Raw genomic sequence first — 14,270 nt, forward strand, 5'->3', positions numbered from 1 at the left:
CAACCACAAATTGCACAATTTAATTACTGGAAATTCGCGCAATTCGTGGCAAAAAATTAAGATTTATGCAGAAGAACTGGTGGAAAATAAACTCCGAAACTTTAATAGACACTCCTTTTCTGGCGGTGTATGAAGATCGCGTGCGACAGAATATCGAAAAGCTGATTTCTTATGTAAAAGGCGATACGCAAAAACTTCGTCCGCATATTAAAACACATAAAAACGGTGAGATTCTGGAATTGTTCAAAATTTACAACATTAAAAAAGTAAAATGCGCCACAATTGCAGAAGCAGAATTGGCCGCAATTCATCAAATTCCCGATATTCTTCTTTCTTATCAGCCCGTCGGATTAAAAGCCGAAAGATATTTTTCATTACTAAAAAAACATCCTGATCTGCATTTTTCTACAATTGTAGATAATCTAGAAACCGCTAATAATTTAAACGCTTTCGCGAAAGAAAATCAGCTGATCTTAAGCCTCTATTTAGATTTGAATACCGGAATGAATCGAACAGGTTTTCCGCTTTCAGAAAACTGGATAGGTTTAATTAGTGAAATTCAGAAATTAGAAAACATCAAATTTGAAGGAATTCACATTTACGACGGACATATAAAAGGAACTGTTGAAGAACGAAAACAAGAAGCCTCAAAAGCTTTTGATTTGATTCAATCGAAAATAAATGAAAATGTAAAAATTGTCGCCGGAGGTTCGAATACTTTTCCTTTTTACGCCGAACAAGAAAATGTAGAATGCAGTCCGGGAACTTTTGTTTTTTGGGATTCGAATTATCAAATCAATCTGCCCGAGCAGGATTTTAAACCTGCTTTGGTTATTGTGGGTACTATTATTTCTAAACCAACAAAAAATACTTTCTGTATCGATATTGGCTATAAAGCTGTTTCCTCAGAGAATCCGATTGATAAACGATTAGTAATTTTAAATGACGAAAATCTGATTCCGATTTCACATTCAGAAGAACATTTGGTTATCGAAAATAAAGGCGAAAACGACTATCAAATTGGAGATATTATTTATGCTAAACCCTATCATGTCTGTCCAACCGTTGCACTTTACGACAATGTGCAGGCAATTAATAAAAAGCATCAAATTTACTCGGTTTGGCCTGTTAGCGCGAGAACGCGTAAAATCAATTTTTAAAACAAGATTATGTTTATACTAGACGCCCATTTAGACCTCAGCATGAATGCGATGGAATGGAACCGCGATTTAAGAAATGATGTTCCTACCCTTCGTCATTTAGAAAAAGGAATGACCGACAAACCAGATCGCGAACGCGCAACTGTTTCTTTTCCTGATCTACGAAGAGGAAATATCGGAATTGTAGTTGCCACTCAAATAGCACGTTTTGTAAAACCCAACAGTATTATTCCAGGATGGAATTCTCCAGAACAAGCTTGGGCGCAGACTCAGGGACAGCTGGCTTGGTATAAAAGCATGGAAGAAGCGGGTGAAATGACACAGATTACAGATAAAAATTCGTTATTAAAACATTTCAATTTATGGAATGACGGAACGCCAAACGATAAAAAACCAATTGGCTACATTTTAAGTCTAGAAGGCGCAGATTCTTTTGTAGACATTTCCTATTTAGAAAGAGCTTATAATTACGGATTGCGTGCTGTTGGACCTGCGCATTACGGCCTGGGAAGGTACGCCAACGGAACCGATGCAACAGGAAAAATGAACGCAAACGGCATCGAATTATTAAAAGAAATGGAGCGTTTAAACGTAATTCTAGATGCAACGCATTTATGCGACGATGCTTTCTGGCAGGCATTAGACAATTTTAATGGTGCAGTTTGGGCAAGCCATAACAATTGTAGGGCTTTGGTAAATCACAATCGTCAATATAGCGACGAAATGATTAAAGCTTTAATCGAAAGAGGTGCTGTTATCGGTGGCGCTTTGGATGCTTGGATGATGGTTCCGAATTGGGAGAGAGGAATTTCTGATCCTAAAAAAATGAATTGCAGTCTGGAAACTGCGTTTCAGCACATGGATCACATTTGCCAGCTTGCCGGAAATGCTAAACATATCGGAATCGGTTCTGATCTTGACGGCGCTTTTGGAACCGAACAATGTCCGTACGATTTAGATACGATTGCAGATTTACAGAAATTGGTTTTGATTTTTAAAAACAAGGGGTATTCTGATGAAGATTTAAAAGGAATCTTTCATCAGAACTGGATTGATTTTTTAGTTAAAAATTGGGATTAGATCACAACCAAACTCGGAACAGCGCTTTTGTATGGCTGTAGTTTTTTGTGATTTGGCTCTTCTTCGGTAATAACGTAATTTATCTCAGACAAACTAGCAATTTTCATTTTTAGAACTGTATTCAGTTTTTCGGTAATAGTTAAAACTGCAGTTTTTTTAGAAGCGTGAATCATTGCTTTTTTTACCTGAACGGTTTCCCAGTCAGAATCAGAATATCCGCCATCTACGTCTAATGCATTTGTTCCTAATACTAGAAGATCTGCTTTTATATTGGCCAATTGATGAAAAACTTCGCCACTCACACACATCTGACTGTAAGAAGAAATGCTTCCGCCAATCATGATAGTTTTAATATTTGGTTTATCTAAAAGCTGAACTGCTGTTAAAGCGGTAATCGTAAAAACAGTGAGATTAAGATCGTTTGGAATTAATCGGATGAATTCTCGAATCGTAGTTCCTCCGTCAACAATAATCACCATTCCGTCATGAAGAAGACTAACTGCTTTTTGTGCAATAACTTGTTTCGCTTCTACCGCATAAGTCTGATTCGACGAAGAATAGTGATATCCTTTGGTCATCGCACCGCCTTTTACTTTGATAATAAGTGCTTCAGCGTCCAATTCATTAATATCACGGCGAATTGTATCTTCTGAAACACCAAGTTTAGCCGACAGCGTTTCAAAACTGACACGCGTGTGCAAGTTGATCTCTTTTAGAATATGGTTTTTACGTTCTTCTTTACTGTAATTTAAAACTTCATTTTCAGTGCTCATGCCGATTGATTTTTTCTATTTACAAAAATAAACAATTCGTTAAATAATTCATCGAAACCAAAAGCCGTATTGGCAATAAAAATTTTCAATAATTTAGTTTTAAAAGCATTTCAATATCTTTAAAACTGTTTTTAATAAAATCTAAAGTTTTTCTCTTATGAAAAAATTCCTTTTTATATTTTTTGTTCTTTCTTTTTTAAATGGAAAAGCACAAAATTCACAACAGAACATTTCTATTATTCCGGCTCCAAATTTTTATAAATTGACTGGAGACAGCATTCAAATAAATGGAAAAGTTCAAGTTACTTTTAAAAACAAAAATTACAGCCAAAAGGAATTGAAATCGGCTAAAATTTTTGAATCGGCTGTTAATTCATTTTCAGATTCCAAAAAATCAAATATCAAAATTGAGTTCGATACGAATGAAAAATTGGCATCAAAAGAAGCTTATAAAATCGAAATTTCTAAGAATAAAATTTTAGTAAGCGGTCAAGAAGAAGGATTATTTTATGCTGTTCAGACATTATTGCAATTTTTACCAAATGATCCTTCCAAAAAAGAGCTAAAATTTCCATGCGTAATCGTTCGAGACCAACCACGATACGGGTATCGCGGTTTACACCTAGATGTTTGCCGTCATTTTTTCTCTGTTAATGTTATAAAAGATTTTATCAGACAAATGTCTAGCTATAAGCTAAACACCTTTCATTGGCACTTAACAGACGATCAGGGATGGCGAATTGAGATCAAAAAATATCCAAAACTAACCGAAATTGGTTCAAAAAGAGCGCAGACTTTAGTTGGCAATAAATTCGAAAGATCTCCGTTTTTTTTCGACGGAAATCCTTACGGCGGATTTTACACTCAAGAAGAAATTAAAGAAGTTGTAAAATTTGCCGAAGAGAATTATATCAATATTATTCCCGAAATCGAAATGCCTGGACATGCTTCGGCGGCTGTTACAGCTTATCCAAATTTGGCTTGTTTTCCAGATCGAAATTATAAAGTCGTAGAATCTTGGGGTGTTTTTGAAGACGTTTTTTGCGCCGGAAAAGAGGAAACTTTTACTTTTTTGGAAGATGTTTTAAAAGAAGTTATGGAATTATTTCCAAGTAATTATATTCATGTTGGCGGAGACGAGTGCCCAAAAACAAGATGGAAAGTCTGCCCGAATTGTCAAAAAAGAATCAAAGATTTAGGTTTAAAAGACGAACATGAATTGCAGAGTTATTTCATTAAAAGAATTGAAAAGTTTTTGAATGCCAATGGAAGACAGATTTTCGGTTGGGATGAAATCTTGGAAGGCGGCTTAGCACCAAACGCTACTGTTATGTCTTGGCGAGGAGAATCGGGTGGAATTCATGCTGCAAAATTGAAACATCCCGTCGTAATGACTCCAGAAGGAACGGTTTATTTTGATTACAATCAAGGTTATTCACCAAACGAACCGTTGACAGTTGGGCGATTGAGCACTTTAGAAAAAATCTACCATTATAATCCAACGCCGGTTGACAGTTTAACGATTGAAGAACAAAAATATATTCTGGGTGTACAGGCTAATCTTTGGTCGGAATATTTGACAAGCGAAGCAAAACTGAATTATATGTTGTACCCGCGAATGTTTGCTTTAGCAGAAATTGCGTGGACAGCACCTCAAAACAAAAATTACAATCATTTTGTACAAAATCAATTGCCATATCATTTAGAAAAATTAGAACAACAAAAAAGATTGTATAAAGTCCCAACTCCTTTTGGTGCTGATGAAACAGCTTTAATTGCTTCAACATATATTTTAGACTTAAAGCCAACCATCAAAAACGAAAAAATCTTCTACACGATTGATGGCTATAATCCTGATGAAACAGTAAATCTGTATCAAAATCCCGTAAAAATCAATATTCCAAAAGGTGAATATCGAATTATTAAAACGATTCAAATTAGCGAAAGCGGTAAAAGAAGTTCTATCAATAAAATCATTGTGCGAAATCCTGATTTAAAACCTGCTTTGGCAATTCAACCCAAAAAAAATGGTTTGCAGTATCAATATTTCACTGGAAAATTATTTCAACAAACTCAGGATTTAGAATTGGCAAAACCAATAAACTCTGGAATTTTAGAAGGCAAAATCAGCGCTGAAAAATGGAAGACGAAATTAGAGCGTTACATTGGTTTAAAACTTAACGGATATATCTTTATTCCAGAAACTGGAAATTATACGTTTTCGACACTTTCAGACGACGGATCAAAGCTTTTTATTAGTGATGAATTAATTGTAGATAACGATAAAATTCATTGGGCAAATGAAGCTTATGGGGCAGTTAAACTAGAAAAAGGATTCCATAAGATCAATATCAGTTATTTTGATTTAACTGGCGGAACGATTTTAAACTGTTTCATTCAGCCAGAAGGAAAAGAAAAACAAGAAATAAGTGCTTCGCAATTGTATTACGAGTAAAAACAAAAAACGCTTCCGTCGTAACGGAAGCGTTTTTCAAATATACTAAATTGTATTCTTTATCCTTTTAAGCTTGCTGCTAAATACTCACGGTTCATACGTGCGATATTTTCAAGCGAAATTCCTTTTGGACATTCGATTTCACAAGCTCCTGTATTTGTACAGTTTCCGAAACCTTCTAAATCCATTTGGTGAACCATGTTTAATACACGGTCAGTTGCTTCAACTTTTCCTTGTGGCAGTAATGCATATTGAGAAACTTTTGCAGAAACGAATAACATTGCTGAAGAGTTTTTACAAGTTGCAACACAAGCTCCGCAACCAATACAAGCAGCAGCATCAAATGATTTATCTGCGTCGTCTTTTGGAATTGGAATAGTATTCGCGTCGATTGTATTTCCTGAAGTGTTTACAGAAATAAATCCTCCTGCATGTTGAATTCTATCAAAAGAACTTCTGTCAACAACTAAATCTTTAATTACTGGGAAAGCTTTTGCTCTAAATGGCTCGATAAAAATCGTGTCACCATCTTTAAACATACGCATGTGCAATTGGCAAGTTGTTACTCCTCTGTCTGGTCCGTGTGCTTCACCGTTGATGAATAAAGAACACATTCCGCAGATTCCCTCACGACAATCGTGGTCAAATGCAACTGGCTCGTCTCCTTTGTTGATTAATTGTTCGTTAAGAACATCAAGCATTTCAAGGAAAGACATATCTGGTTCGATTCCATCGATAGGATATTCTACAATCCCTCCTTTATCTTGGGCGTTTTTCTGACGCCATATTTTTAATGTAAGTTTCATTTTGTATCAGTTTTAAGTATTGAATCAATATTCAAATACTATTTGTAGCTTCTTTGAACTAATTTAATGTTTTCGTAATTCAGAGGTTCTTTGTGTAATACCGCATCACTTGGTTTTCCTTTGTATTCCCAAGCTGCAACGTAAGCAAAGTTATCGTCATCACGAAGTGCTTCTCCTTCTTCTGTCTGGTATTCCTCACGGAAGTGACCTCCACAAGATTCATTACGGTGTAAAGCATCTTTCGCGAACAATTCTCCTAATTCTAAGAAATCGGCAACACGAGTTGCTTTTTCTAATTCCTGATTAAATTCGTTAGCGCTTCCTGGCACTTTTACATCTCTATAAAACTCTTCACGTAAAGCAGCAATTTCTTCGATAGCTTCAGTTAAACCTTTAGCATTACGAGCCATACCTACTTTATCCCACATGATTTTCCCTAATTTTTTGTGGAAATAATCTACAGAATGTTTACCGTTGTTATTGATAAATTTCTCGATTTGATCTTTTACCGCTTTCTCCGCTTCAACGAATTCTGGCAAATCTGTAGAAATTTCACCCATTTTAATATCTGGAGCTAAATAATCTCCGATAGTATAAGGCAATACGAAATATCCATCAGCTAAACCTTGCATTAAAGCAGAAGCTCCAAGTCTGTTTGCTCCGTGGTCAGAGAAGTTAGATTCTCCAATTGAGAAACATCCAGGAATTGTAGTCATTAAGTTGTAATCAACCCAAGTTCCACCCATTGTGTAGTGAACCGCTGGGTAAATCATCATTGGCGTTACATAAGGATCTTCGTCTACAATTTTCAAGTACATTTGGAATAAGTTTCCGTATTTACTTTTTACGATTGCAGTTCCTAATTTAGTTACTAAAGCTGAATCATTAGCATCTAAACCTTTTACGTAAGCTTCTTCAGTTCCGTAACGTTTGATCGCTGCTGCGAAATCTAAGTAAACTGCTTCTCCCGTTTTGTTAACTCCAAAACCAGCATCACATCTTTCTTTAGCCGCACGAGACGCAACGTCACGAGGTACAAGGTTACCAAAAGCAGGATATCTTCTTTCTAAGAAATAATCTCTTTCTGCTTCAGATAAATCAGTTGCTTTTTTTCTTCCTTCACGAATTGCCTGAGCATCTTCTAATTTTGCAGGAACCCAAATACGACCGTCATTACGTAATGATTCAGACATCAAAGTCAATTTTGACTGGTGATCTCCAGAAACGGGAATACATGTTGGGTGAATTTGTGTGTAGCAAGGATTTGCGAAGAACGCTCCTTTTTTATGAATTTTCCAAGCTGCTGTTGCGTTTGATCCCATAGCATTTGTTGAAAGGAAAAATACGTTTCCGTATCCTCCAGAACCAATTACTACAGCGTGAGCAGAATGTCTTTCTATTTCTCCAGTGATTAAGTTACGAGCGATAATACCTCTCGCTTTTCCGTTCACGATTACAATGTCAAGCATTTCGTGACGGTTGTACATTTTGATTTTTCCACGACCAATCTGACGGTTCATTGCAGAATAAGCTCCTAACAATAATTGTTGTCCAGTTTGTCCTTGTGCGTAGAATGTACGAGAAACCAAAGTTCCTCCAAAAGAACGGTTGTCAAGAAGTCCGCCGTACTCACGAGCCAATGGCACCCCTTGAGCCACACACTGGTCGATGATGTTTGCAGAAACTTCAGCCAAACGGTGAACGTTTGCTTCACGAGCACGGTAATCTCCTCCTTTTACAGTATCGTAAAATAATCTGTAAACAGAGTCACCGTCTCCTTTATAGTTTTTTGCCGCGTTGATACCCCCTTGTGCTGCAATAGAGTGCGCACGACGTGGAGAATCTTGGAAGCAGAATGCTTTTACGTTATATCCTAACTCTGCTAGAGTAGCCGCAGCCGAACCTCCAGCCAAACCTGTACCAACAACAATAATATCTAAATTACGTTTGTTAGCTGGGTTTACTAAATTAATATGATCTTTATAATTTGTCCATTTGTCCGCTATAGGACCATTTGGAATTTTTGAATCTAATGCCATTATAATTGATATTAATTATTGGTTGAAATGATGAAAAAGTGCGATAATTACAAAAGCTGCTGGTACAACAACTGCAAACCAGTAACCTACTTTTGCCAAAAATCTTGAATATTTATTGTGCATTCCCATTGATTGAAGAGAAGATGCAAATCCGTGCCATAAGTGAAATCCTAAAAGGATAAAAGAAATACAGTATAATCCTGTACGAACTGGACTGTGAAATTTGTGAACTAACTCACCATAATATCTTGTAGCGTCTGGAGCTGTACCTGCTACATATTTATAGCTTAATTCAGGAAACCAGAAATCATAAAAGTGCAATACTAAGAATGCCAAAATAACCAATCCAGAAATAATCATATTTCTAGAACTCCAAGAAGCGTTTGCTGCTCCATTGTACTTTGCGTACGAAATTGGTCTTGCCGCGCTGTTTTGAGCAGTAAGAACAAATCCCATTACGAAGTGCAAAATTACTCCGAATGCCAAAACTGGCTGCATTACATATTGTATTAGCGGATTGTAACCCATAAAATGAGAAACTTCGTTAAAAACGGGTTCACTCAAAATAGAAATAAAATTTAAGGTAACATGCAGCGCTAAAAACGTGATTAAGAATATTCCCGAAAGAGCCATTGCTACTTTCTTTAAGATGGAAGCATTCAACTGTGCAGATTGTGCCATAAGTGTTAAGTAGTTTGTTTTAAAAAATTAGACAAAAATAACTCAATTACAAAAGAACTACAACCATTTCGCTGTTATTTATAATGATTTTAAAATAGCCCCTTTCTACGTATTTTTACGTACAAAAATGAAGCTGCTAAAAAATAATTCACTATGGAAAACGTCAAGACACTGCTTTTTAAGACTTAAAGAAAAAATTACCCTCTAAGTAGATTACCAAAAATTTATCATATTGTTATTTTATTCAAAGTTTTGATTTGTTTTCTTTAAAAGTGATGTTCAGCAGAAATTTTGTCTAAGTAAAAAATTGTCATTCCACAACATAGTTTTACCTTTAGCGGCTCAAAAAATTAAGAATGAAAACAGGAATTGATGCTATCTCATTTGATGTAGCAAACATACATTTACCCATAAAAACTTTGGCTGTTGCCAGAAATATTGAACCAGAAAAATTAGAAAAAGGTCTTGGATTACTAAAAATGACTTTTCCAGACGTTCACCAAGACGCTGTTGTTTTTGGAGCAAATGCTTTAACCAAATTGATTCATAACAACAATATAAACCTTAACGAAATCAGCCGTATTTATGTTGGTACCGAAAGCGGTGTTGACAGTTCTAAGCCAATTGCTTCTTATTTAATTAGCTTAATGGAGCAAAAATTTGGCGAAGATGCTTTGGCTGAATGCGATGTTGTCGATTTTACTTTCGCTTGTATCGGAGGTGTCGATGCGATGCAAAACTGTTTGGATTTTGTAAAATTAAACCCGACGAAAAAAGCGATTGTAGTTACAAGTGATTTTGCTAAATACGATTTAAATTCTGGCGGAGAATATACTCAAGGTGCTGGAGCTGTCGCAATGTTAATTGCTGCAAACCCAAAAATTATTGCTTTTGATGAGAATTGGGCAACAAGCACAAAAGGGGTTTTCGATTTCTTTAAGCCTTACAGAACGATTTCAAAAGAAGAAATTACCAAAAATACAAACAACGATTCTTGGTTTGACAATTTAGAAGCCGAAATCGAAATCCATAAAGATCAGCCGGTATTTGACGGTCAATATTCGAATCAATGTTATATGGATCGTACGCGAAATGCTTACTTTTCATTCAAAAAATTAAAAAATACTACCGAAACTTTATACAATACTTGGCACAGCATTGTAATGCACTTACCTTATTCTTTTCAAGGTCGCAGAATGTTGTCTGAAATCTACGCTTTAGACAATACTGAGAAAATTATTGCTGATGATATTGCACCTGCAGATTATCAAACCAAAATCAAAGAAGTGGCAAAATCTGATGATTACAGAAGTTTTGTAACTCAAAAATTACAGCCTGCAGAATTGGCTTCTTCGTTAATAGGAAACCTTTATACAGGTTCTATTTTCATGGGATTGTTATCGACTTTGGCTCATTTTTATGATACTAATAAAGAAGTTGCCGGAGAAAAATTCGGCTTCTTAGCTTACGGAAGCGGATCGAAATCGAAAGTTTTTGAAGGAACAATTCAGCCAGAATGGAAATCAGCTTTAGCAAATGTGAAGCTTTTTAAAAATTTAACAGAAAGCGTAGAAATTGATTTCAATACTTATGAAGGTCTTCATAAAAAAGAACTAAAGCAAAGCGTAAGAACTCCAAAACAAGAATGGGTTTTAGACAGAATCGAAAAGGAAATTCCTGTTTTGATTGGAGCAAGATATTATAAATGGGTGGAATAGATTAAAATTCCAATAAAAAATTCCAAATTCCAAATAGAAACCGAAACTTAATTGTTTCGGTTTTTTTATACACATTTTTGTCATTCTGAGGAACGAAGAATCGCATTAGTATTTCGTCAAAGATTAGTGAATTTGTTTGCGGAATTCCTTGTGAGATTCTTCGTTCCTCAGAATGACAAGTAAAAAATCCTTTATCAAAGTTTAAAACTTTGACAAAGGTCATGCGCAAAATCGGGGAATTATCTAATTATCAAATTGACAAATTATCTAATTAACTTTTCTTCCTTTCTAAACAACAAAAATCCCAATCCTAAAACAAAAATCAAACAGCTCAACAACATATAAACTCCATTTTTCAATATAAAAAATGAAAAACCAATTGCCACTGAAGACAGGAAAACCATAATAGAATTGATTGCATTTGTTTTAATGAATCGTAATGCATGCAAAGACAACCCAATAAAAAGCAAAGAAGGCCCAACTATTATAAAAGGATATAAAATAAAGGGCGAATTATTAATATGATTACTCAATTCGGCTTTAGCAAGATCATCATTCCCAAAACTGAACATAATAAAATCAATTGTACAAAGTCCGATGTGAGCAACAACACCTAAAGATGTTATAAAAGAAGCAATAGAATTCAATCTGTTTTTCGAAAAGACATCATTAAAAGACAACAATAGACAAGCCCCAATTATATTAAATAAATGAGGCAAATCTATTGGTATATTAAAATCTGGGAGAACTTTGGAAAATAAGAGATAACTGAGAAGAAAAAATAATAATCCGAGAAGGCAAAGATGCTTTGTTTTCATATAATTGTTTTAAAATTGAAAAACAAAACTAGAACAAGAAAACCTCTAAACTACTGATTTTACAAGCTTAGGTATAAAACATATCTTTTTAGGTACGAAATTTACAAAGCCAACACAACTTCTTTATAATTTTTAGAAACAGGAAGTTCAATTTGTGTCAAAACAATTGTATTTGAATCTTTCCAAGACTTAAAATGGAGCGGATTTATTAAATGTGAACGATGAATTTGCAATAAAAAAGTAAAATCATCCTGTATCTTTTTAAGCGAAGACCGAATAAGTTTAGAGTGAAGTTTATCATTTTCGATATAAAAAATCTCGACATAATTTTGCGCATTCGAAATACAAACCAAATCGGCTTTTTTGATTTTTAAAATGTCGTGTTTATTTTCTCCTTTAAAAATCAGAACATCTTCTTTTACCGGAATCAGCTTAATTAAATATCTTCTTGCGAGAATAATTACTGGAGTTAGAATTAGTGCAACTTTGATGAAAATTATAGTGAGGAATTCAGTAAAATTATATCCGCCGTTTAGAACTGGACTTTTGTAATAAGTGTAAACTCCGAGTAAATAAATCAGATAAAAAAAGACTATTCCGCTAATTTCTAATGTAATATTCCAAGTTGAAAGTTTCTTGTAAATCATTTTTTGAATGATTGCGAGAATTCCATAACATAAAAAAGCCAGTAAACTAAAGCCAACACTTATTAAAAGCCAAGATTGAAAATTTATAGTTCCGTCGTCAAAAGGTCTTATAATGAATGCAAAAACGAAAAGCCAAACACTAATGAGCATTCCAACTATTAAATGGTGTTTTATGGATGGATTTAGTTTGTTCATTTCTTAAGATGCAGAATTTTGTTTAACCGCAAAGAACGCAAGGAACTACGCAAGGTTCGCAAAGTTTTTTTTATTTTAAAATAGTAAACTTATTATGGCTCAAAGTAAAACCCAGATTTTCATAAATTGCCACATTCTCAACTCGCTTTTTGTTTGTAGTAACTTCAATACTTTTTAGATTATTTTGCTTTGAATAGAGAATTATTTCATCAACTAATTTTCTTCCAACGCCTTTTCCACGGTGATTTCTGTCGATAAAAAATTCTTGAATTTCACCAACCAAACCGCAATGATGCATTAAATTTTGAACATGAAATGTTATGAAACCTAAACTTTCATTTCCGCTTTCGGCGATTAAATAAAGATGATTTGGGTTTGAAATGTTTTCAATGAAAATATCATTGAAAGTTTCGAAATCAAAAACTTCATTTTCGAGCTCGCATATTGATTTGTAGACGAAATCTAGATCTTGGGTTTGGATTTTTCTTATGTTGATGTTTGGCTTCATAATTATAATCTTCTCTACATCAAGATTACACATTTCTAATTTTAAAACCAAACACAAACTAGACAGCAAATAAAAAACCGAAGCATAAGCTTCGGTTTTCGGTTTTTATTCTTTTCCTTCCAATTCAATATTAAAGTGCCACCAGTGCTCATACCAAACACTTAAATCTTCTAGTGTCGTATTTTTACTTTTTTTAGATTCTCCAGCCCATCCAGAATTGAAACAAAATCCTGAGCCATTACTGGAGTTAGCATTACTTCCAGAATTTACACCAATTACATCTCCATTAACAACATACCAAAACATCTTATATTTTTTTCCAGCTTCCATAAAAATATTGTGTTGGGTTAAGTCAAAAGGAATCATACCACCGCTAAAACCAGCTGGAACATCTGTAGTAGTTGTTGCTAAAATTTTAGAATTTTCATCTCTTACAACCAATTTTAAGGTAACTGCTTTGTCATAGTTAGTATTTCCTTGAAAATATCTAAAACCACCCTTTAAATCGACACTAAAAACTGAAGGAACTAAATCTTTATCAACTATAATAGTCTGACCAGTTCCTACATTTCTATCAAAAGGCAAAATATCGGGAACATTTGTTCTATCATCTCCTCCAAACCATTTGTCTGAATTTGCATCTGTACAGGATTGAAATCTATCATTATTCATATATTCAAACTTAACCTGATAAACTTTTTCTAATCCAGATTCTGACTTAACGGTAAAACTCACTGGCGAAGAATAATCTTTTATCGTTTTTGGATCTGGTGAAATTGTAGCATATTTTGAAAATTTCAAATCGATGCTTAAATTTTTCAAATCAACAAATTCAGGAATTCTTTTTGTAATCTCTCCGTTTTCTAAATTTATTTTGGCTGTAGTTGTAAAAGCTTCATTAGTCAAATTAAATTCTAAAACAGAATTCTCAACACTAGGTTCTCTTTTAATATCTACATTATAAACTCTATCTTCACCATTTTCAGCTATAACTGTCAAAGCAAATGGAGCAGTAATTGATTTGATTGTAGCTGGGTCAGGATTTATTTTTGCTCCTTTAGAGATTAAAACTTTGAGAGTCAAATCGTTTAATTCAAAATTACTTTCTACTATTCCAGTAATAGAATCATCAGAAATTTCAAACTCTTTTGAAAGCTCGCCTCTCGTTATTGTAAAAGATTGAATTTCATTTTCAGCACTCAATGCAACATCTTCAACTGTTGCACACGATTGCACTAAAAGTGACACAAGAAATAATGTGGTTAAATAGTATTTTTTCAATTTCATAGGTAAGTTTGTTTTTATTTTTTTCTGTACGCAAATATTAATAATAATTGATAAAGTTTTTTACGGGAAACCGTATTAGGATTATTTTAATTACCAAGCCTGA

The 14,270-nt window shown here is 34.3% G+C and carries 12 protein-coding genes; 4 read left to right on the forward strand and 8 right to left on the reverse strand.

Annotation, left to right across the window (positions count from 1 at the left end; all coding sequences use genetic code 11):
- Positions 1-65: 65 nt before the first annotated feature.
- Positions 66-1,160 (forward strand): D-TA family PLP-dependent enzyme, encoded by a 1,095-nt coding sequence (locus Q9Q97_RS00725; RefSeq protein WP_306153442.1) that lies wholly within the window; start codon positions 66-68, stop codon positions 1,158-1,160.
- 9 nt (positions 1,161-1,169) lie between these two features.
- A complete protein-coding gene (locus tag Q9Q97_RS00730; protein WP_306153444.1) occupies positions 1,170-2,240 on the forward strand; it encodes a dipeptidase in 1,071 nt (356 codons plus the stop codon).
- Here the strand turns inward: Q9Q97_RS00730 and Q9Q97_RS00735 are convergent.
- Positions 2,237-3,013, reverse strand: a complete 777-nt coding sequence (locus Q9Q97_RS00735; RefSeq protein WP_306153445.1) for a DeoR/GlpR family DNA-binding transcription regulator — start codon at positions 3,011-3,013, stop codon at positions 2,237-2,239. The two genes, Q9Q97_RS00730 and Q9Q97_RS00735, sit on opposite strands and share 4 nt — an antisense overlap.
- A gap of 157 nt (positions 3,014-3,170) precedes the next feature.
- Between Q9Q97_RS00735 and Q9Q97_RS00740 the strand changes: the two genes are divergently transcribed.
- Positions 3,171-5,468 (forward strand): family 20 glycosylhydrolase, encoded by a 2,298-nt coding sequence (locus tag Q9Q97_RS00740; protein WP_306153447.1) that lies wholly within the window; start codon positions 3,171-3,173, stop codon positions 5,466-5,468.
- A 59-nt stretch (positions 5,469-5,527) separates the two neighbouring features.
- Here the strand turns inward: Q9Q97_RS00740 and Q9Q97_RS00745 are convergent, their stop codons facing one another.
- The 3 genes from Q9Q97_RS00745 to Q9Q97_RS00755 are packed head-to-tail and all read right to left on the reverse strand — an operon-like array spanning position 5,528 to position 8,994.
- Positions 5,528-6,274 carry a succinate dehydrogenase/fumarate reductase iron-sulfur subunit gene (locus Q9Q97_RS00745; RefSeq protein ID WP_306153449.1) on the reverse strand — a complete coding sequence of 249 codons (747 nt, stop codon included), beginning with the start codon at positions 6,272-6,274 and terminating at the stop codon, positions 5,528-5,530.
- A gap of 38 nt (positions 6,275-6,312) precedes the next feature.
- The gene (locus Q9Q97_RS00750) at positions 6,313-8,313 is read right to left on the reverse strand and encodes a fumarate reductase/succinate dehydrogenase flavoprotein subunit (RefSeq protein WP_306153451.1); all 2,001 of its coding nucleotides are present in this window, start codon (positions 8,311-8,313) and stop codon (positions 6,313-6,315) included.
- Between the two features lie 15 nt (positions 8,314-8,328).
- A complete protein-coding gene (locus Q9Q97_RS00755) occupies positions 8,329-8,994 on the reverse strand; it encodes a succinate dehydrogenase cytochrome b subunit (RefSeq protein WP_306153454.1) in 666 nt (221 codons plus the stop codon).
- A gap of 356 nt (positions 8,995-9,350) precedes the next feature.
- On the opposite strand from Q9Q97_RS00755, the gene Q9Q97_RS00760 reads away from it, so the two are divergent.
- Positions 9,351-10,712 carry a hydroxymethylglutaryl-CoA synthase family protein gene (locus Q9Q97_RS00760; RefSeq protein ID WP_306153456.1) on the forward strand — a complete coding sequence of 454 codons (1,362 nt, stop codon included), beginning with the start codon at positions 9,351-9,353 and terminating at the stop codon, positions 10,710-10,712.
- Between the two features lie 263 nt (positions 10,713-10,975).
- Here Q9Q97_RS00760 and Q9Q97_RS00765 read toward each other — a convergent pair whose 3' ends face one another.
- From Q9Q97_RS00765 to Q9Q97_RS00780, 4 genes are all read right to left on the reverse strand, one after another.
- Positions 10,976-11,530, reverse strand: a complete 555-nt coding sequence (locus Q9Q97_RS00765; protein ID WP_306153458.1) for a hypothetical protein — start codon at positions 11,528-11,530, stop codon at positions 10,976-10,978.
- A 101-nt stretch (positions 11,531-11,631) separates the two neighbouring features.
- Complete coding sequence (locus tag Q9Q97_RS00770; RefSeq protein WP_306153459.1) at positions 11,632-12,372, reverse strand: LytTR family DNA-binding domain-containing protein; 741 nt, start codon at positions 12,370-12,372, stop codon at positions 11,632-11,634.
- Positions 12,373-12,442: 70 nt separating this feature from the next.
- Positions 12,443-12,913, reverse strand: coding sequence for a GNAT family N-acetyltransferase (locus Q9Q97_RS00775; protein WP_306153460.1), 471 nt, complete (start codon positions 12,911-12,913; stop codon positions 12,443-12,445).
- A gap of 72 nt (positions 12,914-12,985) precedes the next feature.
- Entirely contained in the window at positions 12,986-14,167 is a 1,182-nt protein-coding gene (locus Q9Q97_RS00780; protein ID WP_306153462.1) for a hypothetical protein, read from the reverse strand.
- Positions 14,168-14,270 lie beyond the last annotated feature (103 nt).

It is taken from the genome of Flavobacterium sp. DG2-3 (genome assembly GCF_030730925.1).
Classification (GTDB): Bacteria; Bacteroidota; Bacteroidia; order Flavobacteriales; family Flavobacteriaceae; genus Flavobacterium.

Excerpts from the sequence above, each read along its gene's own strand:
- Q9Q97_RS00725 (WP_306153442.1), top strand. The coding sequence starts at position 66 with ATGCAGAAGAACTGGTGGAAAATAAACTCCGAAACTTTAATAGACACT.
- Q9Q97_RS00730 (WP_306153444.1), top strand. The coding sequence starts at position 1,170 with ATGTTTATACTAGACGCCCATTTAGACCTCAGCATGAATGCGATGGAA.
- Q9Q97_RS00735 (WP_306153445.1), bottom strand. The coding sequence starts at position 3,013 with ATGAGCACTGAAAATGAAGTTTTAAATTACAGTAAAGAAGAACGTAAA.
- Q9Q97_RS00740 (WP_306153447.1), top strand. The coding sequence starts at position 3,171 with ATGAAAAAATTCCTTTTTATATTTTTTGTTCTTTCTTTTTTAAATGGA.
- Q9Q97_RS00745 (WP_306153449.1), bottom strand. The coding sequence starts at position 6,274 with ATGAAACTTACATTAAAAATATGGCGTCAGAAAAACGCCCAAGATAAA.
- Q9Q97_RS00750 (WP_306153451.1), bottom strand. The coding sequence starts at position 8,313 with ATGGCATTAGATTCAAAAATTCCAAATGGTCCTATAGCGGACAAATGG.
- Q9Q97_RS00755 (WP_306153454.1), bottom strand. The coding sequence starts at position 8,994 with ATGGCACAATCTGCACAGTTGAATGCTTCCATCTTAAAGAAAGTAGCA.
- Q9Q97_RS00760 (WP_306153456.1), top strand. The coding sequence starts at position 9,351 with ATGAAAACAGGAATTGATGCTATCTCATTTGATGTAGCAAACATACAT.
- Q9Q97_RS00765 (WP_306153458.1), bottom strand. The coding sequence starts at position 11,530 with ATGAAAACAAAGCATCTTTGCCTTCTCGGATTATTATTTTTTCTTCTC.
- Q9Q97_RS00770 (WP_306153459.1), bottom strand. The coding sequence starts at position 12,372 with ATGAACAAACTAAATCCATCCATAAAACACCATTTAATAGTTGGAATG.
- Q9Q97_RS00775 (WP_306153460.1), bottom strand. The coding sequence starts at position 12,913 with ATGTGTAATCTTGATGTAGAGAAGATTATAATTATGAAGCCAAACATC.
- Q9Q97_RS00780 (WP_306153462.1), bottom strand. The coding sequence starts at position 14,167 with ATGAAATTGAAAAAATACTATTTAACCACATTATTTCTTGTGTCACTT.